The organism is Pseudomonas sp. SM4 (genome assembly GCF_051913165.1).
Taxonomy (GTDB): Bacteria; Pseudomonadota; Gammaproteobacteria; order Pseudomonadales; family Pseudomonadaceae; genus Aquipseudomonas.
The window spans coordinates 99,834-123,114 of record NZ_JBODOE010000004.1 but is presented as its reverse complement, the minus strand read 5'-3'; the positions used below and the strand labels follow the sequence as shown (position 1 = coordinate 123,114).

The window sequence follows — 23,281 nt, the reverse complement described above, 5'->3', positions numbered from 1 at the left end:
CTGACAAGTCTTGGCAGCGATTAGCAGTAGTGTCCGGCATGGCCGTTACAGCTTGACGGCGGTGTCGGGGGGCCGGTGACGCAGGCCACAGGCAAACAGCCCCGGGCACTTAGCTCGGTCGATAAACGCGCACATTGGCATGCCCCTCACTGAGCAAATGGTGAGCATGCAGGCGACTCATCACGCCTTTGTCGCAATACAGCAGGTACTGGCGAGTCGGATCCAGCTCCTTGAAACGAGCGTTCACTGCGTAGAACGGCATCGTCTGTACTTCTACGCCAGCGAGTTCCAGCGGCTCATCCTCGGCGGCATCCGGGTGACGGATGTCGATCACGATCTGGCCGGCCAGTGCTTCGCTGACTTCTTCAATCTGTACGTCCTGGCCCAATTCGTCGATCACCCGATCGATCGGCACCAGTTTGGCGTTTTCGAGCGCACGCTCGAGCACCGCCATGTCGAATTCTTTCTCTTCGTGTTCAACGCGACCGCGTTTGGCGGCGGTCTTCGGGTTGACCGAAATGACCCCGCAGTATTCCGGCATGTGCCGGGCAAAATCGGCGGTGCCGATCTCGTTGGCCGTGTCGATGATGTCCTGCTTGTGCGCCACGATCAGCGGACGCAGGACCAGTTTGTCGGTCACGCAGTCGATCACCGACAGGTTCGGCAGCGTCTGGCTCGACACCTGGGAGATCGCCTCGCCAGTGACCAGCGCCTCGATCTGCAGGCGGTCGGCGATGTTGGAGGCCGCGCGCAACATCATACGCTTCAATACGACGCCCATATGACTGTTATCGACTTTGCCGAGAATTTCGCCCAACACTTCTTCGAACGGAACACTGACAAATAGCACGCGTTGCGAGCTGCCGTACTTCTTCCAGATGAAATGCGCGACTTCCATCACGCCCAATTCATGGGCACGACCGCCCAGATTGAAGAAACAGAAGTGGGTCATCAGGCCGCGACGAATGATCTGGTAGGCCGCAACGGTCGAGTCAAAGCCGCCGGACATCAATACCAGCGTCTGCTCCAATGCACCGAGCGGATAGCCGCCGATGCCGTTGTGCTGGCTGTGAATCACAAACAACCGTTTGTCGCGAACTTCGATACGGACTTCGATTTCCGGCGCTTTCAGGTCGATTCCGGCGGCACCGCACTCACGGCGCAGCTTGCTGCCGACGTATTTTTCGACGTCCATCGAGCTGAAGGGGTGCTTGCCGGCACGCTTGCAGCGCACCGAGAAAATCTTCCCGGCCAGCGCCGCGCCGTAGTGCTCTTTGCACTTCTCGGTGATGTCGTCGAAGTCGCCCAGCGGGTACTCGTCGATCTGCAAAAAGTGCGCGATGCCCGGCATGCAGGTCAGGCGCTCAGCCATCTCTTTCAAGGCTTTGGCGTCGGTAATGCGGGTTTCCAGCTCGAGATTGTCCCACACACCGTTCACCACCACGGCCGGGTCCAGGTCGCGGAGCACGGTGCGGATGTTCTTGGCCAACTGGCGGATGAATTTCGTCCGGACAGGTCGGCTTTTGATGGTGATCTCGGGGAAGACTTTTACGATTAGTTTCATGAAAACAGCGCGCGAACGGCCAGCCGAAAAAGGGGGGCGCGGATTATAGCGGAAATTGCTCAAGGTTTAACCAGTTAATGTGCAGAAGGTTTTGCATGCACCAAAACGGGTCATTTTCGATTTATAACGCTACATTAGAGGGCGAGATTTTCCGCTTTCAGGCGCGTAGCACCTTAATAAGCGTGAATTTGGGGCAAAAAACCCATGCTGGGGCACTGGCATGCAATTTGCTCCCTTGTGAGGCAGGTTGCCTTGGCAGAGTATTCGCGCCGGCATCAACCAAATTCAAGGGCATCCACTACCAAGCCCGAAGCCACCCGGAGGACATATGTCGAAGACGGTTCAACTCATCAAAGATCATGACGTCAAGTGGATTGATCTGCGCTTCACGGACACCAAAGGTACTCAGCACCACGTGACCATGCCGGCCCGCGATGCTTTGGACGACGACTTCTTCGAAGTCGGCAAAATGTTCGACGGTTCCTCCATCGCTGGCTGGAAAGGCATCGAAGCCTCCGACATGATCCTGATGCCGGTTGACGAAACGGCCGTTCTCGACCCGTTCACCGAAGACGCCACCCTGATCCTGGTGTGCGACATCATCGAACCTTCGAGCATGCAAGGCTACGATCGCGACCCACGTGCGATCGCCAAGCGCGCCGAAGAACACCTGAAAGCCACCGGTATCGGTGACACCGTGTTCGCCGGTCCAGAGCCAGAATTCTTCATCTTTGACTCGGTGAAATTCAAGTCGGACATTTCCGGCTCGATGTTCAAGATCTACTCCGAGCAAGGTTCGTGGATGTCCGACCAGGACATCGAAGGCGGCAACAAGGGTCACCGTCCAGGCGTCAAAGGCGGCTACTTCCCGGTTCCACCGTTCGACCACGACCACGAAATCCGTACCTCCATGTGCAACGCACTGGAAGAAATGGGCCTGACCGTCGAAGTTCACCACCACGAAGTGGCGACTGCCGGCCAGAACGAAATCGGCGTCAAGTTCAACACCCTGGTGAAGAAAGCCGACGAAACCCAAACCCTGAAATACGTTGTGCACAACGTTGCTGACGCTTACGGCCGCACCGCGACCTTCATGCCGAAGCCACTGTACGGCGACAACGGTTCGGGCATGCACGTACACATGTCGATCTGGAAAGACGGCAAGAACACCTTCGCAGGTGAAGGCTATGCCGGCCTGTCCGATACCGCTCTGTACTTCATCGGCGGCATCATCAAGCACGGTAAGGCCCTGAACGGCTTCACCAACCCGGCGACCAACTCCTACAAGCGTCTGGTACCAGGCTTCGAAGCTCCAGTGATGCTGGCCTACTCGGCTCGCAACCGCTCCGCTTCGATCCGTATTCCTTACGTGTCGAGCCCGAAAGCCCGCCGTATCGAAGCCCGCTTCCCGGATCCGGCTGCCAACCCGTACCTGGCCTTTGCAGCACTGCTGATGGCCGGTCTGGACGGTATCCAGAACAAGATCCACCCTGGCGACGCTGCTGACAAAAACCTGTACGACCTGCCGCCTGAAGAGGCGAAAGAGATCCCACAAGTTTGCGGCAGCCTGAAAGAAGCCCTGGAAGAGCTGGACAAGGGCCGCGCGTTCCTGACCAAGGGCGGCGTATTCTCCGACGACTTCATCGACGCTTACATCGCGCTGAAATCGGAAGAAGAAATCAAGGTTCGCACCTTCGTACACCCACTGGAATATGAGCTGTACTACAGCTGCTGATCCGGTAGCGCCGCGCTACGCGGCGTGACAAAAAGAGGCCTCCTTCGGGAGGCCTTTTTTGTGCGCGCGCATCCATGGATAATCCGCCGCCTCAGCGCCCGTTACCGGCGCCTTGACGAAGGGATTCGCATGAAGTGGTTATGGGCCATCGCCCTGACGGCCAGCCTCGCCTGCCAAACGGCCGGAGCGGCAGCGTTCTATGAAAACAAAACCCTGGCACATCCGTTGATCGAGGGTTTGCAGGAAAGCTCGGCGACGCTGGCGTTCATCAAGGAAGCGGGGGGCGTCAAAGGTTATTACTGCATTTGCAATATGCCCAATGCCGAACCCCGTTTGCTCGACGATTTCGGCCAGGCGACCATCGAATCGGTTTTCCTCATGTCGCTCGACAGTGAGGACCCGACCCGCTTTGTGCTGTTCCAACAGAACGAGCAATACCGAATCTACGCCTACAAGTACAACGACAACGATCACCTCTACAGCCGCGTCACGCGTCTGCAGCCAGCGCTGGATCGCATTACCGCAGGCCAGAAACACCTCGATGCCCTGACCATCAAGAAAGCCCTGAGCCGAAACACCCCGCTGAACTATCGCTTCTACTACGAAGAGTCCGGCGTACCGGAGTTCGACCAACTCGATTTCAGCCAAGGGACACTGGTGAGCTATTACGGCCAGTACTACGACCCCCTGAGCAATCCCACACCGGACGACGAACCGTACTTCTACAAGAAAACCTATCAGGAAAAAGACGGTCGGTTTCTCACTGTTACCTTCTGGCGTTGGCTCGATGCCACCCTCGTCGAGGGTAACCGCACGCTCTACAACTATCAGGTCAGACGTATTGCCTGGGAAACCGCTCCGCTTAAATTTACCGGCAGCGAGGACGGCCAATCGGTGTCTTATGACTCCGGATCGATCTCGGCCAAAGGTGCCTACAAGCAGGGCGTACGTACCGGCCCGTGGTCTATTTCCAAAGACGAGAAATATTCGGCGTCCGGTCACTTTGCAGAGGGTAAACGGGAGGGGCAATGGAGTATTTACCAGGACGGGCAGACGCTGGACGGCGAGTACCACAATGATTTGCGCGAAGGCCGCTGGCAGCTTTCCAACTACGACGAGATGGAATGGGTCGCCACCGGATTCCAGACCTATGTCCATGGTCAACTCAACGGCCCGAGCGAACTGACCATCGCCGGCAACACCGAGCGCGGCAATAATGTCGACGACAAGCGCCAAGGCCCGTGGGAAACCAAAGCAGGAAACGGCGACTACACGAATGACCTGCAAAGCGGCCCGTGGACACTCAAGACTGACAACGGACACACTCAAACCGTGAACTTCGTCGCCGGCAAAAAAGAAGGCGAGCTGCGCGATTTCGACGCCAATGGTGTGTTGACCTACATCGAGCATTACAAGGCGGGCGTCCTGTCCGGCAGTCGCGAGAGCGTGCTTGCGGCGGGCACCTCACGATAGGGCCGGGGCCATTTGTGTGAGCTGATGTTGAGGCGGTTGGGCTTACCGCCGCCTCTGGCCTATGCTGCAAGCCAATCTCACTGTTGATCGGTTGCATCCATGGGTCGTGGTTTTCTATTCCTCCTGCTGGTGATCGCCCTGCCCGTCGCGGCGCAGATCTACAAGTACACCGACGCCAACGGCCACACGGTGTACAGCGATCACTCGCCGGACGGTGTGCAGGCGCAACCGGTGGACTTGCCGCCGCTCAATCGGGTCGAGCCGCAAGCGCCGAGCGCACCGGCCGCGCCTGAGCCCGGCACTCGTGAACCTGCGCGCAATGCCTACGACATTCTTGAACTGGCCGGCCTGCCCACTGAAGAAGCCTTGCGCGCCAACAACGGCACCTTCACTGTCAATGTGCTGATCAAACCGCGTCTGCAGGCGCCGCATCAATTACGGCTGGTGCTCGACGATGAACCGTACGGTCAGCCGAGCAACGTGCCAATCCTGCAGTTGGTGAATGTTGACCGGGGTGAGCATCGACTGGCCGTCCAGGTCATCGACGGGCAAACAATCGTTCAGCAAAGCCCGCCCGTGGCCTTCACTGTGCAGCGAGTACACAAGCCATGATTCGCGCGTGGCTGGTCGCCGCTTTGGCCCTGATGACGCTGCAAGCCTCGGCAGAGGTCTTTACCTACGTCGATGCGCAGGGCAATCGCGTCTACACCGACCAGCCACGCGGCAATGCCAAGCGTGTGCCCATCGCCACCAGCAATCGCATGTCGGCCAATCCAACGGCCGCCGCGCCGATCACCACGGCGAAGAAATCCCCGGAACAACCGCCGTTCCACTACGACATGCTGCGTATTCTGGTGCCCGAACCCGATGCCACGATTCGCAGCAGCGCCGGTGAAGTCATCGTCAGCGTCACCAGCGAACCGGGCCTGCAAAAAGGGCATCGTTATCGGCTGTTGCTGGATGGTCAGGCCACTGGCGAGCCCGGCCTGACGCCAGTCTTCCCGCTGAGCAATATCGATCGTGGCAGCCACAACCTTTCGGTGGAAATCCTCGACGCCGAAGGGCGGACGGTCGAGCGCACCGCTAACCAACCCTTCCACATGCTGCGCATCTCCCTTGCGCAGAAACGCCAGGTCAAACCGTGCGTTGCCGACGATTACGGGGTTCGCCCGGAATGTCCGCTCAAAGACAAACCCGAAGAGCCGAAAAACCCCTTCCTGCGTTTCTTCTAACGCCGCTCAGCTTTGCGCACTATATTGGTGCAATAGGCTGCACCGTACTCATATTCCAACCCATTTTGGTTCGAAACTTCCCGCTCGCGCTGGCCGAATGCCACGCAAACGAGCGTCAAACGCCCGTTTCAGGCGTCGAACGCTTCTTTTCAGAGCCTTGGTTTGGTTTTTGCATTTTCCCGATACCGACGCTTGCTTGTTGCGCACGCTCCGCCCCCAAAAGAGGCTCCGATGACCATTAGCGACGCAATCCACCGTTTGCTGCTCGACAACCTGACCACCGCCACCATCCTGCTCGACGCCGAATTGCGCCTCGAGTACATGAACCCGGCGGCGGAGATGCTGCTCGCCATCAGCGGGCAGCGCAGCCATGGGCAGTTCATCAGCGAGCTGTTCACCGAATCCACCGAGGCGCTGAATTCCCTGCGCCAGGCCGTGGAACAGGCGCACCCGTTCACCAAACGCGAAGCGATGCTCACCGCCCTCACCGGCCAGACGTTGACCGTGGATTACGCGGTGACGCCGATCCTCAGTAATGGCGCGACCATGCTTCTGCTGGAAGTCCACCCGCGTGACCGCTTGCTGCGGATCACCAAGGAAGAGGCGCAAATCTCCAAACAGGAAACCAGCAAAATGCTGGTGCGCGGCCTCGCCCACGAGATCAAGAATCCGCTGGGCGGCATCCGTGGCGCCGCGCAATTGCTGGCCCGCGAACTGCCGGAAGACAGTCTGCGTGACTACACCAATGTGATCATTGAAGAGGCCGACCGTCTGCGTAATCTGGTCGATCGCATGCTCGGTTCGAACAAGCTGCCGTCGCTGGCAATGTGCAACATTCACGAGGTACTGGAACGCGTCGGCCATCTGGTCGAGGCCGAAAGTCAGGGCTGCATCACCTTGGTGCGCGATTACGACCCAAGCATTCCCGACGTGTTGATCGACCGCGAGCAAATGATTCAGGCCGTGCTGAACATCGTGCGCAACGCGATGCAGGCAATCAGCAGCCAGAACGAGCTGCGCCTGGGCCGCATCAGCCTGCGCACCCGCGCCATGCGCCAGTTCACCATCGGCCACGTCCGCCATCGTCTGGTGACCAAGATCGAGATCATCGACAACGGCCCGGGGATCCCCGCGGAACTTCAGGAAACCATTTTCTTTCCCATGGTCAGCGGACGCCCGGACGGTACCGGGCTCGGCCTGGCCATTACCCAGAACATCATCAGCCAGCACCAGGGCCTGATCGAGTGTGACAGCCATCCAGGCCACACCACCTTCTCGATCTTTCTGCCACTGGAACAAGGAGCCACATCGACATGAGCCGTAGTGAAACCGTGTGGATCGTCGATGACGACCGTTCTATCCGTTGGGTGCTGGAAAAGGCCTTGCAGCAGGAAGGCATGACCACCCAGAGCTTCGACAGCGCTGATGGCGTAATGAGTCGCCTGGCCCGTCAGCAGCCTGACGTGATCATTTCCGACATTCGTATGCCAGGTGCCAGCGGCCTGGACTTGTTGGCGCGGATTCGCGAGCAGCACCCACGGTTGCCGGTCATCATCATGACCGCTCACTCCGATCTGGACAGCGCTGTTGCCTCGTATCAGGGCGGCGCATTCGAATACCTGCCCAAGCCGTTCGATGTAGACGAGGCGGTGTCGCTGGTCAAACGTGCGAATCAGCACGCGCAAGAACAGCAAGGCCTGGAAGTTGTACCGGCGCTGACCCGCACCCCGGAAATCATCGGCGAAGCGCCGGCGATGCAGGAAGTGTTTCGCGCCATCGGGCGCTTGAGCCACTCCAACATCACCGTGTTGATCAACGGTGAATCGGGTACTGGTAAAGAACTGGTCGCCCACGCCCTGCACCGCCACAGCCCACGCGCGGCCTCGCCGTTCATTGCGCTGAACATGGCGGCGATCCCCAAGGATCTGATGGAATCCGAGCTGTTCGGTCACGAGAAAGGCGCGTTCACCGGCGCGGCGAATCTGCGTCGCGGCCGCTTTGAGCAGGCTGACGGCGGCACGCTGTTCCTCGATGAAATCGGTGACATGCCGGCGGATACGCAAACCCGTTTGCTGCGCGTTTTGGCCGACGGCGAGTTCTACCGCGTCGGCGGGCATGTGCCGGTCAAGGTCGATGTGCGCATCATCGCCGCGACTCACCAGAATCTGGAAACCCTGGTGCACGCCGGCAAATTCCGTGAGGATTTGTTCCATCGCCTCAATGTGATCCGCATCCACATCCCGCGCCTGTCGGACCGTCGCGAAGACATTCCGACCCTGGCCAAGCATTTCCTCAGCCGCGCCGCGCAGGAACTGGCGGTCGAACCGAAACTGCTGAAAAGCGAGACCGAGGAATACCTGAAAAACCTGCCGTGGGGCGGCAACGTACGTCAGTTGGAGAATACCTGCCGCTGGATCACCGTAATGGCGTCCGGACGCGAAGTGCACATCAGCGACCTGCCGCCAGAGCTGCTCAACCTGCCGCAGGACTCGGCACCCGTGACCAACTGGGAGCAGGCGCTGCGCCAGTGGGCCGACCAAGCCTTGGCGCGTGGCCAGTCGAGTTTGCTCGACAGCGCGGTGCCGGCGTTTGAGCGGATCATGATCGAGACGGCGCTGAAGCACACGGCCGGGCGTCGGCGTGATGCCGCGGTGTTGCTGGGTTGGGGGCGTAATACCCTGACACGCAAGATCAAGGAATTGGGGATGAAGGTTGATGGTGCGGATGATGATGAGGGGGATGAGGGTTAACTCGGCACTCTAGTCGTCCGCGAAAAGATCGCAGCCTGCGGCAGCTCCTACATTGAACCCATGTAGGAGCTGCCGCAGGCTGCGATCTTTTTGTTTGCGTGCACCGCCAAAAGGCACGACGACCCGCAATCGGGCATAACAACAGGATCAAAAAAAACCCAAACAGAACTCGAAAAACAACCGTCCAAAACCACGAAAGCCCCGAATCCCGGGGCTTTCGCGTTTCTCATCAGCTTTTTTGTTTCAACAAATTAAAACCTGGCACGCGCCCTGCAATACCTCTCACAGGTGATTCGTTTCACCACCCGTTTCGGGGACCTTGGTACAGGCAGGCCGGGGATTCCCCTCTTTACATCGGGCTCACACCGCAACGCGGCGAGCTCACCCTTTTGGGGCTCTTGGTACAGGCAGGCCGGGGGTTCCCTCTTTACACCGGACCGACGCGTCACGCGAAGTCCATCCCGTTTTGGGAACCCTGATACAGGCAGGTCAGGGATTCCCGCTTTTATTGCTCCCTCAGATGAATCTCCAGGCGCCAGCGGTCATCGACCGCACTGCCGGCCCAGTCACCCTGCAGCGGCCGCGCCGCCAGCACCGTCAGCAACAACCCACCGTCACTCGCTCGCGTCCGCCAATTGACGTCTTTGCCGTTGAGTTTGAGCTGGCCCCTCTGCGCCGGCCCCTCAGCCTGGAACAGCAGCGCCACCGTGCCGTCGATGACTTCGCCATGCAGCTTCGGCTCGTTGTTGAACCACACCACCAAACCGCCGTCAGTCACCTCGATCTGCTGCAACACCGCCGGATCGGGCGTGGTCAGGCGACCGATCATCAAGCCGATCATCAAGCCGACAATCGCCAGCGAACCGATAACCCGCGGGAATAGTTTCGAACGGTTGTCCACAGGCGGCGTAGAATGCCGCTCATCTTTACCTTCGGAGCCGTGCATGTTTCACGTCATCCTTTTTCAACCAGAAATTCCGCCGAATACCGGCAACGTTATCAGGCTGTGCGCCAACAGCGGCTGCCACCTGCATTTGATCGAACCGTTGGGTTTCGAGATGGACGACAAGCGCTTGCGCCGTGCCGGTCTCGATTACCACGAATATGCCACGCTGCAGCGTCACGCCGATCTCGCCAGTTGCCTGGCAAGCATCGGTAACCCCCGGGTGTTTGCGTTCACCACCAAGGGCTCGCGACCGTTTCATGATGCGGCGTTTGTCCCGGGCGATGCGTTCATTTTCGGCCCGGAAAGCCGTGGCTTACCGCCGGAAGTACTCGACGCCCTGCCCGCTGAACAGCGCCTGCGCCTGCCCATGCGTGAAGGCTGCCGCAGCCTGAACTTGTCCAACACCGTGGCCGTCGCTGTATACGAAGCCTGGCGCCAGAACGACTTCAAGTAACACCGCAAATCCGCACTTCCCGACTCCCATGTAGGAGCTGCCGCAGGCTGCGATCTTTTGATCCTGCTATTAAAAACAGGATCAAAAGATCGCAGCCTTCGGCAGCTCCTACATGAGGCTTGTTTCAGCCCAAGAAAAAAGCGCCTGTTACGGCGCTTTTTTCTTTGTAGCCCAGACCGTCTTACTGAACGGTTGGCGTCTCGCCGCTTTCCTGCATGCGCTGCAATTCTTGCGCGTACAGAGCGTCGAAGTTCACCGGGGCCAGCATCAGCGCCGGGAACGAACCACGGGTCACCAGGCTGTCCAGAGTTTCGCGCGCGTACGGGAACAGGATGTTCGGGCAGAACGCACCCAGGGTGTGGCTCATCGAAGCCGCATCGAGGTTCTTGATCAGGAAGATACCGGCCTGTTGCACTTCAGCGATGAAGGCGACTTCTTCACCGTTTTTCACGGTAACCGACAGGGTCAGTACGACCTCGTAGAAATCACCTTCCAGCTCTTTCTGGCGAGTGTTCAGATCCAGCGCGACAGCCGGATCCCACTGCTGGCGGAAGATCGCCGGGCTTTTCGGGGCTTCAAAGGACAGGTCGCGTACGTAGATGCGCTGCAAGGAGAATTGCGGTGCGGTTTCTTCTTCGCTGGCTGCAGTGTTCTGTTGGTCAGTCATCTCAGATCCTTTCTGATCTTGGGTCTTTTAGGGAGTGCTGTACGTGGGTGCAGCCGTTCAGGCCTTGAGCAGCGCGTCGAGTGTGCCCGCGCGCTCCAAAGCATACAAATCGTCACAACCGCCAATGTGTTTGCTGCCGATCCAGATCTGCGGCACGGACGTGCGCCCCGCTTTCTGGGCCATTTCGGCGCGCACCTGCGGCTTGCCATCGACCTTGATCTCTTTGAAGGCCACGCCTTTGTTCTCGAGCAGGTACTTGGCTCGCGAGCAATAAGGGCAGTAATCGCTGGAGTAGACGATGACTTCGCTCATATCACTTCACCAGCGGCAGGTTGTCGCCTTTCCAGCTGGAGATCCCGCCGGACAGCTTGGCGGCGGTGAAGCCGGATTTCATCAGTTCGCGGGCGTGGGTGCCGGCGGTCTGGCCCAGGGCGTCGACCAGAATGATGGTCTTGGCCTTGTGTTTTTCCAGCTCGGCGACGCGCGCGGCCAGTTTGTCCTGGGGAATGTTGATCGCGCCAACGATGTGGCCGGCAGCGAAATCCTTGGCCGGACGGATGTCCACCACCACGCCTGCATCTTTATTGACCAGCGCGGTCAGTTCGCCGGTGCTCAGGCTTTTACCGCCGCCCTGCATCGTGTGCGCCAGCAGCAGAGCCAGCAGTACGACGAAGATACCGACAAGAATGTAGTGGTTAGTGGCAAATTCAATCAGGTGAGCAACCATCGAAGGAGGTTCCAGGGCGTTAAAATGTCGGCCAGTATACACAGCCACTATGGTCGGCCAAACCCCGTCCGGCGGTGACGCGGTCGGAACTTAGCTTTAAACTCCAACTCCCTTTTCCATCGCCCTCTTCTTTATTAGCCACGAGTGGATTCCATGACTACCACGCCTAAACCTTTGGTCCTGATGATTCTCGACGGCTTCGGTCACAGCGAAAGCCCCGAATCCAACGCCGTTTTTGCGGCGAAGAAGCCCGTCCTTGATCGCCTGTGGGCCACCGTGCCGAACGGCTTGATCTCGGGCAGCGGCATGGACGTCGGTCTGCCGGACGGCCAGATGGGCAACTCCGAAGTCGGCCACATGAACCTCGGCGCCGGCCGCGTGGTGTATCAGGACTTCACTCGCGTGACTAAGTCGATCCGCGACGGCGAATTCTTCGAGAACCCGACGATCTGCGCCGCTGTGGATAAAGCCGTGGCCGCCGGTAAAGCCGTGCACTTCATGGGTCTGCTCTCCGATGGCGGCGTGCACAGCCACCAGGATCACCTGATCGCCATGGCCGAACTGGCCTTCAAGCGCGGCGCTGAAAAAATCTACCTGCACGCTTTCCTTGATGGCCGCGATACGCCGCCGAAAAGCGCCGCCTCGTCGATCGAACTACTCGACACGACCTTCCAGGCACTCGGCAAGGGCCGTATCGCCAGCATTATCGGCCGTTACTTCGCCATGGACCGTGACAACCGTTGGGACCGCGTCGCTCAGGCCTACAACCTGATTGTCGACGGCAACAGCGAATTCAACGCCGCCACCGCGCAGGAAGGTCTGGAGGCTGCTTACGCTCGCGGCGAGAGCGACGAATTCGTTAAAGCCACGACCATCGGTGAACCGGTAAAAGTCGAAGATGGCGACGCCGTGGTGTTCATGAACTTCCGCGCCGACCGTGCCCGCGAGCTGACTCGCGTATTCGTCGAAGACGACTTCAAGGATTTCGAACGTGCACGTCAGCCGAAACTGGCTGGTTTCGTCATGCTGACCCAATACGCGGCAAGCATTCCGGCACCGTCGGCATTCGCCGCCGGCAGCCTGGAAAACGTGCTGGGCGACTATCTGGCGAAGAACGGCAAAACCCAACTGCGTATCGCTGAAACCGAGAAATACGCGCACGTGACCTTCTTCTTCTCCGGCGGTCGTGAAGAACCGTTCCCGGGCGAAGAACGCATCCTGATCCCGTCGCCGAAAGTCGCTACCTATGACTTGCAGCCGGAAATGAGCGCGCCGGAGGTCACCGACCGTATCGTCGAGGCCATCGAAAACCAGCGTTTCGACGTGATCGTGGTCAACTACGCCAACGGCGACATGGTCGGCCACAGCGGCGTATTCGACGCAGCAGTGAAAGCGGTTGAATGCCTCGACACTTGCGTCGGTCGCATCGTTGAAGCACTGGAAAAGGTTGGCGGTGAAGCACTGATCACGGCGGATCACGGCAACGTCGAAAAAATGGCCGATGAAGAAACCCACCAGGCACACACCGCGCACACCACCGAGCCGGTGCCGTTCATTTATGTCGGCAAGCGTGATCTGAAAGTGCGTGAAGGTGGCGTGCTGGCGGATGTGGCGCCGACCATGCTCAAGCTGTTGGGCCTGGAAAAACCTGCGGAAATGACCGGCACCTCTATTCTGGTCTGACCCCAATCGCCAAAACACCGCAAAACCCTGTGGGAGCTGGCTTGCCAGCGATAGCAATCTGACAGCCAACATCTATGTTGAATGTGCAGACGCCATCGCTGGCAAGCCAGCTCCCACAGTGGTTTATGGAGTTTTCGAAATGGAATTCGGTGTATTGCTTGGTCCAGTTATCACACAGCCCCAATTGGGCGTTTTTTTTGCAGCCTCGGGCGGGCATACTAGGCCGTCCCTTACCCTGGTGCCGCCCGCCTCTATGCTCCGCGTCCTGATCGCCCTCGCTCTGACCTGCCTGCTCCAACCGGCCTTCGCTGACGAGCGCGCGCAAACCCAACAGCAGTTGGACGCCACGCGTCAGGACATTGCCGAGCTGAAAAAGCTGCTGGGCAAAGTCCAGGAAGAAAAATCCGGCGTGCAGAAAGAGCTCAAGGGCACCGAAACCGAGCTGGGCAAGCTGCAGAAGCAGGTCGACGCACTGCAGAAAGAACTGCAGAAAAGCGAATCCGAGCTGCAGCGACTCGATGCAGAGAAAAAAAAACTCCAGAGCGCGCGCACTGAACAGCAACGACTGATCGCCATTCAGGCCCGAGCGGCCTATCAGAACGGTCGGCAGGAATACCTCAAGCTGCTGCTCAACCAGCAGAATCCCGAGAAATTCGCCCGCACCCTCACCTATTACGATTACCTGAGCCAGGCCCGCCTGGAGCAGTTGAAGAACTTCAACGAAACCCTGCGCCAACTGGCCAATGTCGAACAGGACATCGCCGCGCAACAGGCGCAATTGCTGGTGCAGAAAAGCAGCCTCGACACCCAGCGCGACGAACTGGAAAAAGTCCGCAAGGAACGTCAGCAGGTGCTCGCCAAGCTCAATGACGACGTAAAGGCCCGCGATCAGAAACTCGCCGCCCGCGAGCAGGATCAGGCAGACCTGTCTAAAGTCCTTAAAACCATTGAAGAAACCCTGGCCCGCCAGGCACGTGAGGCAGAAGAAGCGCGGCAGAAAGCGCTGATCGCCCAGCAGGAAGCGGAAAAAAAGCGTTTGCGTGAGGCGCAGGCTGAAAACAGCGACGCCCCACGAAAACCCGCCAGATCCACTCCCGGCGCGCTGGTCTCCAGCAGCGGCGAGACCTTCGGTGGTCCTTTTGCTGCAACCCGGGGAAAACTTCCATGGCCGGTTGATGGTCGACTGCTGGCACGCTTCGGCGAAAGCCGTGGCGACGACGCCCGGACCAAGTGGGACGGCGTGATGATCAGCGCCTCCGCCGGCAGCCAGGTGCATGCCGTGCACGGTGGTCGCGTGGTGTTCGCCGACTGGCTGCGCGGTGCCGGGCTGCTGGTGATCCTTGATCACGGCAACGGTTTTCTGAGTCTTTACGGTCACAACCAGACGCTGCTCAAGTCGGCCGGTGACGTGGTAAAAGCCGGTGAGTCCATCTCCACTGTCGGTAACAGTGGCGGCCAGGATACATCAGCGCTGTATTTCGCAATTCGTCAGCAGGGTCACCCGAGTGATCCGGCGCAATGGTGTCGTGCGCAAGGATAAGCGCACCATCTAATTCAGGAGTTCGTTCGACATGCTGCATTTGTCCCGCCTTACCTCGCTGGCCCTGACGATCGCCCTGGTGATCGGCGCGCCTCTGGCGTTCGCCGCGCAACCGGCCCCGGCCGTCGCTCCGGCAGGCACTGCCGCGACCTCCAAGGCGCCGTTGCCGCTGGAAGAGTTGCGCACCTTTGCCGAGGTCATGGACCGGATCAAAGCTGCCTACGTCGAGCCGGTGGACGACAAGACCCTGCTGGAAAACGCGATCAAAGGCATGCTCAGCAACCTTGATCCGCACTCGGCCTACCTTGGCCCTGAAGATTTCACCGAGCTGCAGGAAAGCACCAGCGGTGAATTCGGCGGTCTGGGTATCGAAGTCGGCGCCGAAGACGGCTTCATCAAAGTGGTCTCGCCAATCGATGACACCCCGGCGTCGAAGGCCGGTATTCAGGCCGGCGACTTCATCGTCAAGATCAACGGCGCGCCAACGCGCGGCCAGACCATGACCGAAGCCGTCGACAAGATGCGCGGCAAGATCGGCCAGAAAATCACCCTGACCCTGGTGCGCGACGGCGGAACGCCGTTTGACGTGACCCTGGCGCGTGCGGTGATTCAGGTGAAGAGCGTCAAGGCGCAGCTGCTGGAAACCGGCTACGCGTACATCCGCATCACCCAGTTCCAGGTCAAGACCGGCGAAGAGGTCTCCAAGGCCCTTGCCAAGCTGCGCAAGGACAACGGCAAGAAGCTCAACGGCATCATTCTCGACCTGCGCAACAACCCGGGCGGCGTATTGCAGGCAGCGGTGGAAGTGGTCGACCACTTCATCACCAAAGGCCTGATCGTCTACACCAAAGGCCGAATCGCCAACTCCGAACTGCGCTTCTCTGCCACCGGCAAAGACGAAAGCGAAGCGGTGCCGATGGTTGTGCTGATCAACGGTGGCAGCGCCTCGGCCTCGGAAATCGTTGCCGGCGCCCTGCAGGATCAGAAACGCGCCGTGGTCATGGGCACCACCAGTTTCGGTAAAGGCTCGGTGCAAACCGTGCTGCCGCTGAACAACGACCGCGCACTGAAAATCACCACAGCGCTGTACTTCACACCGAACGGCCGCTCGATCCAGGCACAGGGCATCGTTCCGGATATCGAAGTACGCAAGGCCAAGATCACCAACGAGGCCGATGGCGATTACTTCAAGGAAGCCGACTTGCAAGGTCACTTGGGCAACGGCAACGGCGGCGCGGACAAACCGACCGGCTCCGGTGCCAAGCCCAAAGCCATGCCGCAGGATGATGACTACCAACTGGCCCAGGCCCTGAGCCTGCTCAAAGGGCTGAGCATCACATCCGGCCGCTGAGGATGTCTTTGCGTTTCGTCTTCGTTCTGTTGTGCTGTCTGGCGGGTGCTGCTCATTCGCAGCCCGCCAGTTCAACATCGCACAAAGCCTACCTGACACTGATCATCGATGACCTGGGGCAGAGTCTGCCCCGGGATCGCCGCGTGCTGGCCCTGCCCGGCCCGGTGACCACGGCGATCATGCCTGATACCCCCCACGCCACCGAGTTCGCCCGCGAGGCCCATCGCGCCGGCAAGATTGTCATCCTGCACATGCCCATGGATCCGGCTACCGGGCCGTTCGCCTGGCACCCCGAACTGCCCATCGAAGAACTGGAAAAACGCCTCAACGCCGCGTTCAAAATGGTCCCCTACACTGCTGGCATCAATAACCACATGGGCAGTCGCATGACTGCGCAACCGGTGGCGATGGCGTGGCTGATGGCCGAGTTGCAGCGCCGGCACAAGTTCTTCGTCGACAGCCGCACCAGTGCGCAGACCGTTGCTGCGCAGCAGGCGCAGAAGATCGATCTGGCCAGTGTTTCGCGAGATGTGTTTCTTGATGATGAGCGAACTGAGGCGGCGATTTCCACGCAGTTGCAGACGGCGATCAGCCTGGCGCACAAACAGGGTTCGGCGGTGATGATCGGCCATCCGTATCCGCAGACGCTGGCGGTGCTGGAGCGCGAATTGCCGAAGCTGAAGGCTCAGGGGATTGAGTGGATTGATATTCGGCAGATGATCAGCGTGCGCAGTAACAAGGCCACGGCGGCTCACGGCAAGGATGGCGTTTACCGCTGAAAAGATCGCAGCCTTCGGCAGCTCCTACATCGGCAATGCATTCCCCTGTAGGAGCTGCCGAAGGCTGCGATCTTTTAACAAGCGCTACAAATACCGCCCCATAATCTCGTCCACCACGCCATCCTTGCGCATCTGATCCAGCGCAGCCTGAAGCTTCTTCACCGTCTCTTCCGGCACGTCCTTGTTCAGCGCCAGATACAGCTCGGCGCTGTTGAAGCGCAGCACCGTCTTCAACCCCGTCACCCCATCCTGCCGCGCCAGATAGCGCCCGGCCGGGTCGCCCGTGGCCCACAAATCAATCTGCCCGTTGACCAGCTTCTTGGCGTTGTCCTGATCGCGCAACACCACCACCGGCTTCAAGCCCTGCTTGGTCAGCGTCTCGGCAATTGCATCGCCCTTGTAGGCGCCAATCTTGTATTTGCGCGCGTCATTGAGGGTTTCGAGGGTGATCTTGCTGTCAGCCTTGGCCAACAGGATCCAGTCGTCCGGGCCGATCGGTCCGACCCATTTGAAGAGCTTTTCGCGATCCGGCAGGCGCGCCATCACAAAAGCACCGTAGCCAGGATTTTCCAGAGCGAGCTTGTACACGCGCTCCCAAGGGAAACGCAGGGTCAGGCTGTAAGTAACGCCGGCACGCTGGAACATTTCCCGAACGATGTCGGTGGCGATGCCGTTGATGTTTTCGCCTTGGGCGAAATTTTTGCCGTTCTTCGCCATGTTGTACGGCGGGAAGTTTTCGGTGAGGAGCACCAGATCGGTGTCGGGACTGGTTTCGGCGCGGGCCGTGTTGATGAGCAACATCGAGGCGCTGGCGAGAACTAGAAGCAGGCGTTTGATCATGTCGGGCTACCGAAATCCATGGCGTGCCCAAGAGTGCCTTGGGTGCGCCATGGTGTCCACTGGCCTGTATCGATTTTGACGCTTAACGCATGGTGATGCCGCGTTTGGCCATGTAGGCCTTGGCTTCCTGCACGGTGTATTCACCGAAGTGGAAAATACTCGCCGCCAATACAGCACTGGCGTGGCCTTCGAGAATGCCATCAGCCAAGTGCTGCAGATTGCCAACGCCGCCGGAAGCGATCACCGGAATACCCAGCGCATCGCTGATCGCGCGGGTCACGCCGAGGTCGAAGCCGTTTTTCATGCCGTCCTGATCCATGCTGGTCAGCAGGATCTCGCCGGCACCGAGGCCTTCCATTTTCTTCGCCCACTCGACCGCATCGAGGCCGGTTGGCTTGCGCCCGCCGTGGGTGAAGATTTCCCAACGCGGGGTTTCGCCCGGGCCGGAAACTTTCTTCGCGTCGATGGCGACGACAATGCACTGCGAGCCGAAATGCTGCGCCGCTTCACCGACGAATTCCGGATTGAACACGGCAGCGGTGTTGATCGATACCTTGTCCGCGCCGGCATTCAGCAGGTTGCGGATGTCCTGCACGGTACGCACGCCACCGCCGACGGTCAGCGGAATAAACACCTGGCTGGCCATGCGCTCGACGGTATGCAGCGTAGTGTCGCGGCCATCGACGCTGGCGGTGATGTCGAGAAAAGTAATCTCGTCGGCACCCTGCTCGTCATAGCGACGGGCGATTTCCACCGGGTCACCGGCGTCGCGGATGTTCTCGAACTTCACACCTTTAACGACCCGGCCGTTGTCCACGTCCAGGCAAGGGATGATGCGTTTGGCCAGCGCCATGGTCAGTCCTCAGCCTTGGTACGAATCGCAGAAAGCTTGCGCTTCGGCGACGTCGAGGGTGCCTTCGTAAATCGCCCGGCCAGTGATGGCGCCGATGATGCCCGGCGCCTTGGCGTCGAGCAGCGACTTGATGTCACCCAGATTGTGGATGCCACCAGAAGCGATCACGGGGATCTTGGTAGCGGCAGCCAGCGCAGCGGTGAACGGCACGTTGCAGCCCTGCATCATGCCGTCTTTGGCGATGTCGGTATAAACGATCGAAGAGACGCCGTCGGCTTCAAACTGCTTGGCCAGGTCGATGACCTGCACGGTGCTGATTTCCGCCCAGCCATCGGTGGCGACGAAGCCGTCTTTGGCGTCCAGACCAACAATGATCTTGCCCGGGAACGCGCGGCAGGCTTCAGCGACGAATGCAGGATCTTTCACGGCTTTGGTGCCGATGATCACGTAGCTGACGCCAGCCTTGACGTAATGCTCGATGGTTTCCAGCGAACGGATGCCGCCACCGATCTGGATCGGCAGGGACGGGTAGCGCTTGGCGATCGCGGTGACCACTTCGCCGTTGACTGGCTGGCCTTCGAACGCGCCGTTCAGATCGACCAGATGCAGACGGCGGCAACCGCCCTCCACCCACTTGGCAGCCATGCTCACCGGGTCATCGGAGAACACTGTGGAATCTTCCATGCGGCCCTGGCGCAGACGTACGCAGGCACCGTCTTTAAGATCGATAGCGGGAATAATCAGCATCTGGCAAACCTTCAAATTTGAATGTTCAGCTTGGCTCGGAAATCAGTTTTTCTCGAGCGCCCACAGGTCGCTTTCGATGCTTTCAAACCGCTCTTTGAGGTGGGTCTGCACATCGAAAATCGCCCTGTTGTAATAGTGCGGAGCAATTTCGCGGGTAAACAGCTCAAGAATTTCCGCCGCTTCGAACGACCCCAGGTCCAATTCGAAACGGTCTTCCATGAACCGCTGAATCTTGCGATTGGCGTCGCTCTCCTGCTCGGCAGTGAGGGTCAGGATCGGCGGTTTGGATTTCTTGGCAGCCATTTACCAGCGACCGTCCCACGCGGCGAAGTTCTGCAGCAACTGCAGGCCATGGGTATGACTTTTCTCCGGGTGGAATTGCACGGCGAAGCGCGAGCCATCGGCCAGCGCCGCAGCGAAATCGACACCGTAATGACCGCCACCGACCACTTGCCGCGCATTGGCGGCAGCGATGTAGTAGCTGTGCACGAAGTAGAAGCGCGCCATGTCCGGAATGTCATGCCACAGCGGGTGGCTGACCTTCTGCTTCACCTCGTTCCAGCCCATGTGCGGGACTTTCAGGTGCTCGCCGTCTTCATGCAGGTCTTTGCCGAAGAACTTCACCGCGCCCGGGAAAAGGCCGATGCAGTCGACGCCATCGTTCTCTTCGCTGGTGTCGAGCAAGGCTTGCATGCCGACACAGATACCGAGGAACGGACGATCCTGGCTGACTTCGCGCACCAGCGAGTCGAAACCGAGGCGACGGATTTCAGCCATGCAATCGCGAATCGCACCAACACCCGGGAACACCACGCGGTCAGCTTCGCGAATCACGTTGGCATCGCTGGTGATCAACACCTTGCCGGCGCCGACGTGCTCGAGGGCCTTGGCCACCGAGTGCAGGTTGCCCATGCCGTAATCGATTACTGCAACCGTCTGCATTACAGAACGCCTTTGGTCGATGGCATTTGCCCGGCCATGCGCTCATCCAGCTCGACGGCCATGCGCAATGCGCGGCCGAATGCCTTGAACACGGTTTCGATCTGGTGGTGGGTGTTGGTGCCGCGCAGGTTGTCGATGTGCAGGCTGACCAGCGCGTGGTTGACGAAGCCCTGGAAGAATTCCTGGAACAGGTCAACGTCGAAACCGCCCACGGTGGCGCGAGTGTACGGCACGTGCATCTGCAGGCCTGGACGACCGGAGAAGTCGATCACCACGCGTGACAGCGCTTCATCGAGCGGCACGTAGGCATGACCGTAGCGACGGATGCCTTTTTTATCGCCAATGGCTTTGGCAAATGCCTGGCCGAGGGTTATACCGACGTCTTCCACCGTATGGTGGTCGTCGATATGCAGATCGCCCTTGCATTCAATATCCAGGTCGATCAACCCGTGACGGGCGATCTGATCCAGCATGTGCTCAAGAAAAGGAACACCGATATCGAATCGGGCCTTTCCGGTGCCATCAAGGTTGATCGAGGCTTTGATCTGGGTTTCCAGAGTGTCGCGCTCGACAGAAGCCTTACGTTCGGCCATCACCAGCTCCGCAAAATCATTGGGCGAAAAAGGCAGCCATTATAGGCACGCGGGGCCGAAACAGAAACACGAGAGGTGAGATGGCTGACGGATAGAACCCCCGGCTGTCGCGGGTAGACATGTCCATACAAGCCATTACAGGTAGCGCAAAAACAACTGTAGGAGTGAGCCTGCTCGCGATGAGGGCCTCACAGTCAACATTTCTGTGACTGTCAGACCGCTATCGCGAGCAGGCTCACTCCTACAGGGGTACTGCGTTTTACCCATTACTTAGTGAAACAGTACCGCCGTTTTCTGCAGGGTCACCCACACACCCCACGCCAACGGAATACCCACCGCCAGCCACGCAGCAATCGCCAACGGCTTGCTGCCCGGCGCGGCTTTCCACTCCAGAACGGTGCTGGCGTCAGCACCTTTGTCGTGGCCCAGCGCCTGTTCGGCCGCCAGTTCAGCGTCGGTCATGAAGTATTTGTCGGCCACCGGACGTACCAGCAGGTTGCACAGGAAGCCCAGCACCAGCAGGCCGGCGAGGATGTACAAGGTGATGTCGTAAGCCGCCGCGCGTTCAACGCCGATGCTCAACTGATATTCACGCAGGTAGTTCACCAACACCGGACCGAGCACGCCCGCCGCTGCCCAGGCCGTCAGCAGACGACCATGAATCGCGCCAACCATCTGCGTACCGAACAGGTCGGCCAGATACGCCGGAACCGTGGCGAAACCGCCGCCGTACATCGACAGAATGATGCAGAACGCCGCCACGAACAGCGCAACGTTGCCCAAGTGACCGAGGTTCGGGATCAGCGCGTACAGGGCAAAACCCAGGGCGAAGAACACGAAGTAGGTGTTTTTGCGGCCCAGGTAGTCCGAGAACGAGGCCCAGAAGAATCGCCCACCGATGTTGAACAGGCTGAGCAGACCGGTGAAACCGGCAGCGATCGCCGCAATCGAAGCCAGCTGACCGGCATCAAGCTGACCAAACGGCACATCAACACCCAGCAGTTTGCCGCCGAACACTTCCTGCAGCAGTGGCGAAGCCATGCCGAGGATGCCGATACCGGCAGAAACGTTCAGGCACAGCACCAGCCAAACGAGACGGAATTGCGGGGTTTTCCACGCCACATTCACGTGCACGTGACGGTGCGTGATCATCGAGTTGGAGGCTTTTTTCGCCGGAGCGGTCCAGCCTTCAGGTTTCCAGCCGGTTGGCGGCACGCGGTAAGCGAGGGCGCCACCGATCATGAACACGAAGTAGATCGCCGCCATGGCCACGAAGCTCTGCCAGACGCCAACGCCTTCAGCCGAGCCGAAGTGGCTCATCAGCGCGGTCGCCAACGGTGCACCGACCATCGCGCCGCCACCGAAACCCATGATCGCCATGCCGGTCGCCATGCCGCGCTTGTCCGGGAACCACTTGATCAGGGTCGACACCGGCGAAATGTAGCCCAGACCGAGACCGATACCGCCGATCACGCCCGAGCCAATCCACATCAGCCAGATCTGGTGGGTATAAATACCCAGTGCCGAGATCAGCAGACCGCCGCACCAGCACAGTGCCGATACAACGCCAGCCTTGCGTGGCCCTGCGTGTTCCAGCCAGCCACCCCAGATCGCTGCCGAGCAGCCGAGGAAGATGAAGAACAGCGTGTAGATCCAGCCAAGCATGGAGATCGGCCAGTCGCATTGCGACGAAAACACTTGGGCGATGAAGCTCATGTCCGGCGCGCAAGCCACCGGAGCGGTTACGCCCAGCGCCTTGGACAGCGGCAACCAGAACACCGAGAAGCCATAGGCCATGCCGATGCAAAGGTGGATGGCCAGAGCGGCCGGTGGTACCAGCCAACGGTTGAAACCGGGCTTGGCGATGATGCGTTCCTTGGACAGGAACGCAGGCTGGGCGGCGCTGAGGCCGTCCGCCGTGATGCTCGTGCTCATTGTGTATCCCCCAATTATTAGTATGGTTCGCCAGCCACTGTTCACCCTCGGCCTTATGCACGCAGGCATGACCGTTTTTTAAGGTGAAGCTCCTTGAAGGCGCGACGTTAAGTCGCAGAAGGGCAGACGAACGGGCGAAGGTTACCATTTGCAGGTGACAGAAAAACCAAACTGATATCACCTTTTTCATGTCATCTGATCTCTACACCCGTGTAGGAGCTGCCGAAGGCTGCGATCTTTTGATCCTTTTTTTGAAAAACATCAAAAGATCGCAGCCTTCGGCAGCTCCTACACGGGGCGATTTTTGCTGAACGACGGGTGAACCAAGCGCAGAAAATGGCGTCGCAAGCGGGGGCCGAACTGCGCCTGTTGGCGCCTGCCGGGCCTCTCGAAGCTCAGGCCGTCGCGGCGAAGCCAAGCGTGCCGCTGGAGGTACTGGCAACATGACGCCACACCGAACCGGGCATTTG

At 59.4% G+C, this 23,281-nt stretch carries 23 protein-coding genes and 1 pseudogene; 12 read left to right on the top strand and 12 right to left on the bottom strand.

Annotation, left to right across the window (positions count from 1 at the left end; all coding sequences use genetic code 11):
* Positions 1-109: 109 nt before the first annotated feature.
* Positions 110-1,564, bottom strand: a complete 1,455-nt coding sequence (gene thiI / locus ACQ4MY_RS08955; RefSeq protein ID WP_440094830.1) for a tRNA uracil 4-sulfurtransferase ThiI — start codon at positions 1,562-1,564, stop codon at positions 110-112.
* 328 nt (positions 1,565-1,892) lie between these two features.
* On the opposite strand from thiI, the gene glnA reads away from it, so the two are divergent.
* The 6 genes from glnA to ntrC all read left to right on the top strand — a co-directional run bounded on the left by glnA (position 1,893) and on the right by ntrC (position 8,754).
* Positions 1,893-3,299, top strand: coding sequence for a type I glutamate--ammonia ligase (gene glnA / locus ACQ4MY_RS08950; RefSeq protein WP_008080570.1), 1,407 nt, complete (start codon positions 1,893-1,895; stop codon positions 3,297-3,299).
* A gap of 129 nt (positions 3,300-3,428) precedes the next feature.
* Positions 3,429-4,772: a toxin-antitoxin system YwqK family antitoxin gene (locus ACQ4MY_RS08945; RefSeq protein ID WP_440094829.1), complete on the top strand. Its 1,344-nt coding sequence runs from the start codon at positions 3,429-3,431 to the stop codon at positions 4,770-4,772.
* A gap of 99 nt (positions 4,773-4,871) precedes the next feature.
* Positions 4,872-5,384 carry a DUF4124 domain-containing protein gene (locus ACQ4MY_RS08940; RefSeq protein WP_440094828.1) on the top strand — a complete coding sequence of 171 codons (513 nt, stop codon included), beginning with the start codon at positions 4,872-4,874 and terminating at the stop codon, positions 5,382-5,384.
* A complete protein-coding gene (locus ACQ4MY_RS08935; RefSeq protein ID WP_440094827.1) occupies positions 5,381-6,004 on the top strand; it encodes a DUF4124 domain-containing protein in 624 nt (207 codons plus the stop codon). The genes ACQ4MY_RS08940 and ACQ4MY_RS08935 overlap by 4 nt, the downstream gene beginning before the upstream one ends.
* A gap of 231 nt (positions 6,005-6,235) precedes the next feature.
* Positions 6,236-7,321 (top strand): nitrogen regulation protein NR(II), encoded by a 1,086-nt coding sequence (glnL, locus tag ACQ4MY_RS08930; protein WP_008080566.1) that lies wholly within the window; start codon positions 6,236-6,238, stop codon positions 7,319-7,321.
* Entirely contained in the window at positions 7,318-8,754 is a 1,437-nt protein-coding gene (gene ntrC, locus ACQ4MY_RS08925; RefSeq protein WP_008080565.1) for a nitrogen regulation protein NR(I), read from the top strand. The genes glnL and ntrC overlap by 4 nt, the downstream gene beginning before the upstream one ends.
* A 505-nt stretch (positions 8,755-9,259) precedes the next feature.
* On the opposite strand, the gene ACQ4MY_RS08920 is transcribed toward ntrC, so the two are convergent.
* Positions 9,260-9,700, bottom strand: coding sequence for a hypothetical protein (locus ACQ4MY_RS08920; RefSeq protein WP_440094826.1), 441 nt, complete (start codon positions 9,698-9,700; stop codon positions 9,260-9,262).
* On the opposite strand from ACQ4MY_RS08920, the gene ACQ4MY_RS08915 reads away from it, so the two are divergent.
* A complete protein-coding gene (locus ACQ4MY_RS08915; RefSeq protein ID WP_008080563.1) occupies positions 9,699-10,154 on the top strand; it encodes a tRNA (cytidine(34)-2'-O)-methyltransferase in 456 nt (151 codons plus the stop codon). The two genes, ACQ4MY_RS08920 and ACQ4MY_RS08915, sit on opposite strands and share 2 nt — an antisense overlap.
* 181 nt (positions 10,155-10,335) lie before the next feature.
* On the opposite strand, the gene secB is transcribed toward ACQ4MY_RS08915, so the two are convergent.
* From secB to ACQ4MY_RS08900, 3 genes are read right to left on the bottom strand one after another with little or no spacing between them, the layout of a single operon-like run.
* Positions 10,336-10,821 (bottom strand): protein-export chaperone SecB, encoded by a 486-nt coding sequence (gene secB / locus ACQ4MY_RS08910; protein WP_440094825.1) that lies wholly within the window; start codon positions 10,819-10,821, stop codon positions 10,336-10,338.
* Between the two features lie 57 nt (positions 10,822-10,878).
* Entirely contained in the window at positions 10,879-11,133 is a 255-nt protein-coding gene (grxC, locus tag ACQ4MY_RS08905) for a glutaredoxin 3 (protein WP_440094824.1), read from the bottom strand.
* 1 nt (position 11,134) lies between these two features.
* Positions 11,135-11,548: a rhodanese-like domain-containing protein gene (locus ACQ4MY_RS08900; RefSeq protein ID WP_077570333.1), complete on the bottom strand. Its 414-nt coding sequence runs from the start codon at positions 11,546-11,548 to the stop codon at positions 11,135-11,137.
* A 153-nt stretch (positions 11,549-11,701) separates the two neighbouring features.
* On the opposite strand from ACQ4MY_RS08900, the gene gpmI reads away from it, so the two are divergent.
* From gpmI to ACQ4MY_RS08880, 4 genes are all read left to right on the top strand, one after another.
* Positions 11,702-13,231, top strand: coding sequence for a 2,3-bisphosphoglycerate-independent phosphoglycerate mutase (gene gpmI / locus ACQ4MY_RS08895; RefSeq protein ID WP_440094823.1), 1,530 nt, complete (start codon positions 11,702-11,704; stop codon positions 13,229-13,231).
* A 253-nt stretch (positions 13,232-13,484) separates the two neighbouring features.
* Positions 13,485-14,771, top strand: a complete 1,287-nt coding sequence (locus ACQ4MY_RS08890) for a murein hydrolase activator EnvC family protein (protein WP_440094822.1) — start codon at positions 13,485-13,487, stop codon at positions 14,769-14,771.
* Between the two features lie 31 nt (positions 14,772-14,802).
* Entirely contained in the window at positions 14,803-16,122 is a 1,320-nt protein-coding gene (locus ACQ4MY_RS08885) for a S41 family peptidase (RefSeq protein ID WP_016986344.1), read from the top strand.
* A 2-nt stretch (positions 16,123-16,124) separates the two neighbouring features.
* Entirely contained in the window at positions 16,125-16,901 is a 777-nt protein-coding gene (locus tag ACQ4MY_RS08880) for a divergent polysaccharide deacetylase family protein (protein WP_440094821.1), read from the top strand.
* A gap of 84 nt (positions 16,902-16,985) precedes the next feature.
* Here ACQ4MY_RS08880 and ACQ4MY_RS08875 read toward each other — a convergent pair whose 3' ends face one another.
* The 7 genes from ACQ4MY_RS08875 to ACQ4MY_RS08845 all read right to left on the bottom strand — a co-directional run bounded on the left by ACQ4MY_RS08875 (position 16,986) and on the right by ACQ4MY_RS08845 (position 22,811).
* On the bottom strand, positions 16,986-17,741 hold the full coding sequence (locus ACQ4MY_RS08875) for a substrate-binding periplasmic protein (protein WP_008080555.1): 756 nt from the start codon (positions 17,739-17,741) through the stop codon (positions 16,986-16,988).
* A gap of 82 nt (positions 17,742-17,823) precedes the next feature.
* Positions 17,824-18,594: an imidazole glycerol phosphate synthase subunit HisF gene (gene hisF, locus ACQ4MY_RS08870; protein WP_053116590.1), complete on the bottom strand. Its 771-nt coding sequence runs from the start codon at positions 18,592-18,594 to the stop codon at positions 17,824-17,826.
* Between the two features lie 9 nt (positions 18,595-18,603).
* Entirely contained in the window at positions 18,604-19,341 is a 738-nt protein-coding gene (gene hisA, locus ACQ4MY_RS08865; protein ID WP_440094820.1) for a 1-(5-phosphoribosyl)-5-[(5-phosphoribosylamino)methylideneamino]imidazole-4-carboxamide isomerase, read from the bottom strand.
* Between the two features lie 42 nt (positions 19,342-19,383).
* Entirely contained in the window at positions 19,384-19,644 is a 261-nt protein-coding gene (locus tag ACQ4MY_RS08860; RefSeq protein WP_064117035.1) for a DUF2164 domain-containing protein, read from the bottom strand.
* A complete protein-coding gene (gene hisH / locus ACQ4MY_RS08855) occupies positions 19,645-20,283 on the bottom strand; it encodes an imidazole glycerol phosphate synthase subunit HisH (RefSeq protein ID WP_008080553.1) in 639 nt (212 codons plus the stop codon).
* Positions 20,283-20,876 carry an imidazoleglycerol-phosphate dehydratase HisB gene (hisB, locus tag ACQ4MY_RS08850; protein WP_007909204.1) on the bottom strand — a complete coding sequence of 198 codons (594 nt, stop codon included), beginning with the start codon at positions 20,874-20,876 and terminating at the stop codon, positions 20,283-20,285. The genes hisH and hisB overlap by 1 nt, the downstream gene beginning before the upstream one ends.
* Positions 20,877-21,146: 270 nt before the next feature.
* Positions 21,147-22,811, bottom strand: a complete 1,665-nt coding sequence (locus ACQ4MY_RS08845; protein ID WP_008080552.1) for an OFA family MFS transporter — start codon at positions 22,809-22,811, stop codon at positions 21,147-21,149.
* A 306-nt stretch (positions 22,812-23,117) separates the two neighbouring features.
* Between ACQ4MY_RS08845 and ACQ4MY_RS08840 the strand changes: the two are divergent.
* Positions 23,118-23,258, top strand: a pseudogene (locus tag ACQ4MY_RS08840) (aspartate 1-decarboxylase autocleavage activator PanM); the annotation flags it as partial.
* Between the last annotated feature and the right edge of the window lie 23 nt (positions 23,259-23,281).

Coding starts and splice junctions, on each gene's coding strand:
- glnL (WP_008080566.1), top strand. CDS start 6,236: ATGACCATTAGCGACGCAATCCACCGTTTGCTGCTCGACAACCTGACC.
- hisB (WP_007909204.1), bottom strand. CDS start 20,876: ATGGCCGAACGTAAGGCTTCTGTCGAGCGCGACACTCTGGAAACCCAG.
- ACQ4MY_RS08860 (WP_064117035.1), bottom strand. CDS start 19,644: ATGGCTGCCAAGAAATCCAAACCGCCGATCCTGACCCTCACTGCCGAG.
- hisF (WP_053116590.1), bottom strand. CDS start 18,594: ATGGCGCTGGCCAAACGCATCATCCCTTGCCTGGACGTGGACAACGGC.
- hisA (WP_440094820.1), bottom strand. CDS start 19,341: ATGCTGATTATTCCCGCTATCGATCTTAAAGACGGTGCCTGCGTACGT.
- glnA (WP_008080570.1), top strand. CDS start 1,893: ATGTCGAAGACGGTTCAACTCATCAAAGATCATGACGTCAAGTGGATT.
- ACQ4MY_RS08935 (WP_440094827.1), top strand. CDS start 5,381: ATGATTCGCGCGTGGCTGGTCGCCGCTTTGGCCCTGATGACGCTGCAA.
- ACQ4MY_RS08875 (WP_008080555.1), bottom strand. CDS start 17,741: ATGATCAAACGCCTGCTTCTAGTTCTCGCCAGCGCCTCGATGTTGCTC.
- ACQ4MY_RS08845 (WP_008080552.1), bottom strand. CDS start 22,811: ATGAGCACGAGCATCACGGCGGACGGCCTCAGCGCCGCCCAGCCTGCG.
- ACQ4MY_RS08890 (WP_440094822.1), top strand. CDS start 13,485: ATGCTCCGCGTCCTGATCGCCCTCGCTCTGACCTGCCTGCTCCAACCG.
- gpmI (WP_440094823.1), top strand. CDS start 11,702: ATGACTACCACGCCTAAACCTTTGGTCCTGATGATTCTCGACGGCTTC.
- ACQ4MY_RS08885 (WP_016986344.1), top strand. CDS start 14,803: ATGCTGCATTTGTCCCGCCTTACCTCGCTGGCCCTGACGATCGCCCTG.
- ACQ4MY_RS08940 (WP_440094828.1), top strand. CDS start 4,872: ATGGGTCGTGGTTTTCTATTCCTCCTGCTGGTGATCGCCCTGCCCGTC.
- hisH (WP_008080553.1), bottom strand. CDS start 20,283: ATGCAGACGGTTGCAGTAATCGATTACGGCATGGGCAACCTGCACTCG.
- secB (WP_440094825.1), bottom strand. CDS start 10,821: ATGACTGACCAACAGAACACTGCAGCCAGCGAAGAAGAAACCGCACCG.
- ACQ4MY_RS08915 (WP_008080563.1), top strand. CDS start 9,699: ATGTTTCACGTCATCCTTTTTCAACCAGAAATTCCGCCGAATACCGGC.
- grxC (WP_440094824.1), bottom strand. CDS start 11,133: ATGAGCGAAGTCATCGTCTACTCCAGCGATTACTGCCCTTATTGCTCG.
- ACQ4MY_RS08880 (WP_440094821.1), top strand. CDS start 16,125: ATGTCTTTGCGTTTCGTCTTCGTTCTGTTGTGCTGTCTGGCGGGTGCT.
- ACQ4MY_RS08945 (WP_440094829.1), top strand. CDS start 3,429: ATGAAGTGGTTATGGGCCATCGCCCTGACGGCCAGCCTCGCCTGCCAA.
- ACQ4MY_RS08920 (WP_440094826.1), bottom strand. CDS start 9,700: ATGCACGGCTCCGAAGGTAAAGATGAGCGGCATTCTACGCCGCCTGTG.
- ACQ4MY_RS08900 (WP_077570333.1), bottom strand. CDS start 11,548: ATGGTTGCTCACCTGATTGAATTTGCCACTAACCACTACATTCTTGTC.
- ntrC (WP_008080565.1), top strand. CDS start 7,318: ATGAGCCGTAGTGAAACCGTGTGGATCGTCGATGACGACCGTTCTATC.
- thiI (WP_440094830.1), bottom strand. CDS start 1,564: ATGAAACTAATCGTAAAAGTCTTCCCCGAGATCACCATCAAAAGCCGA.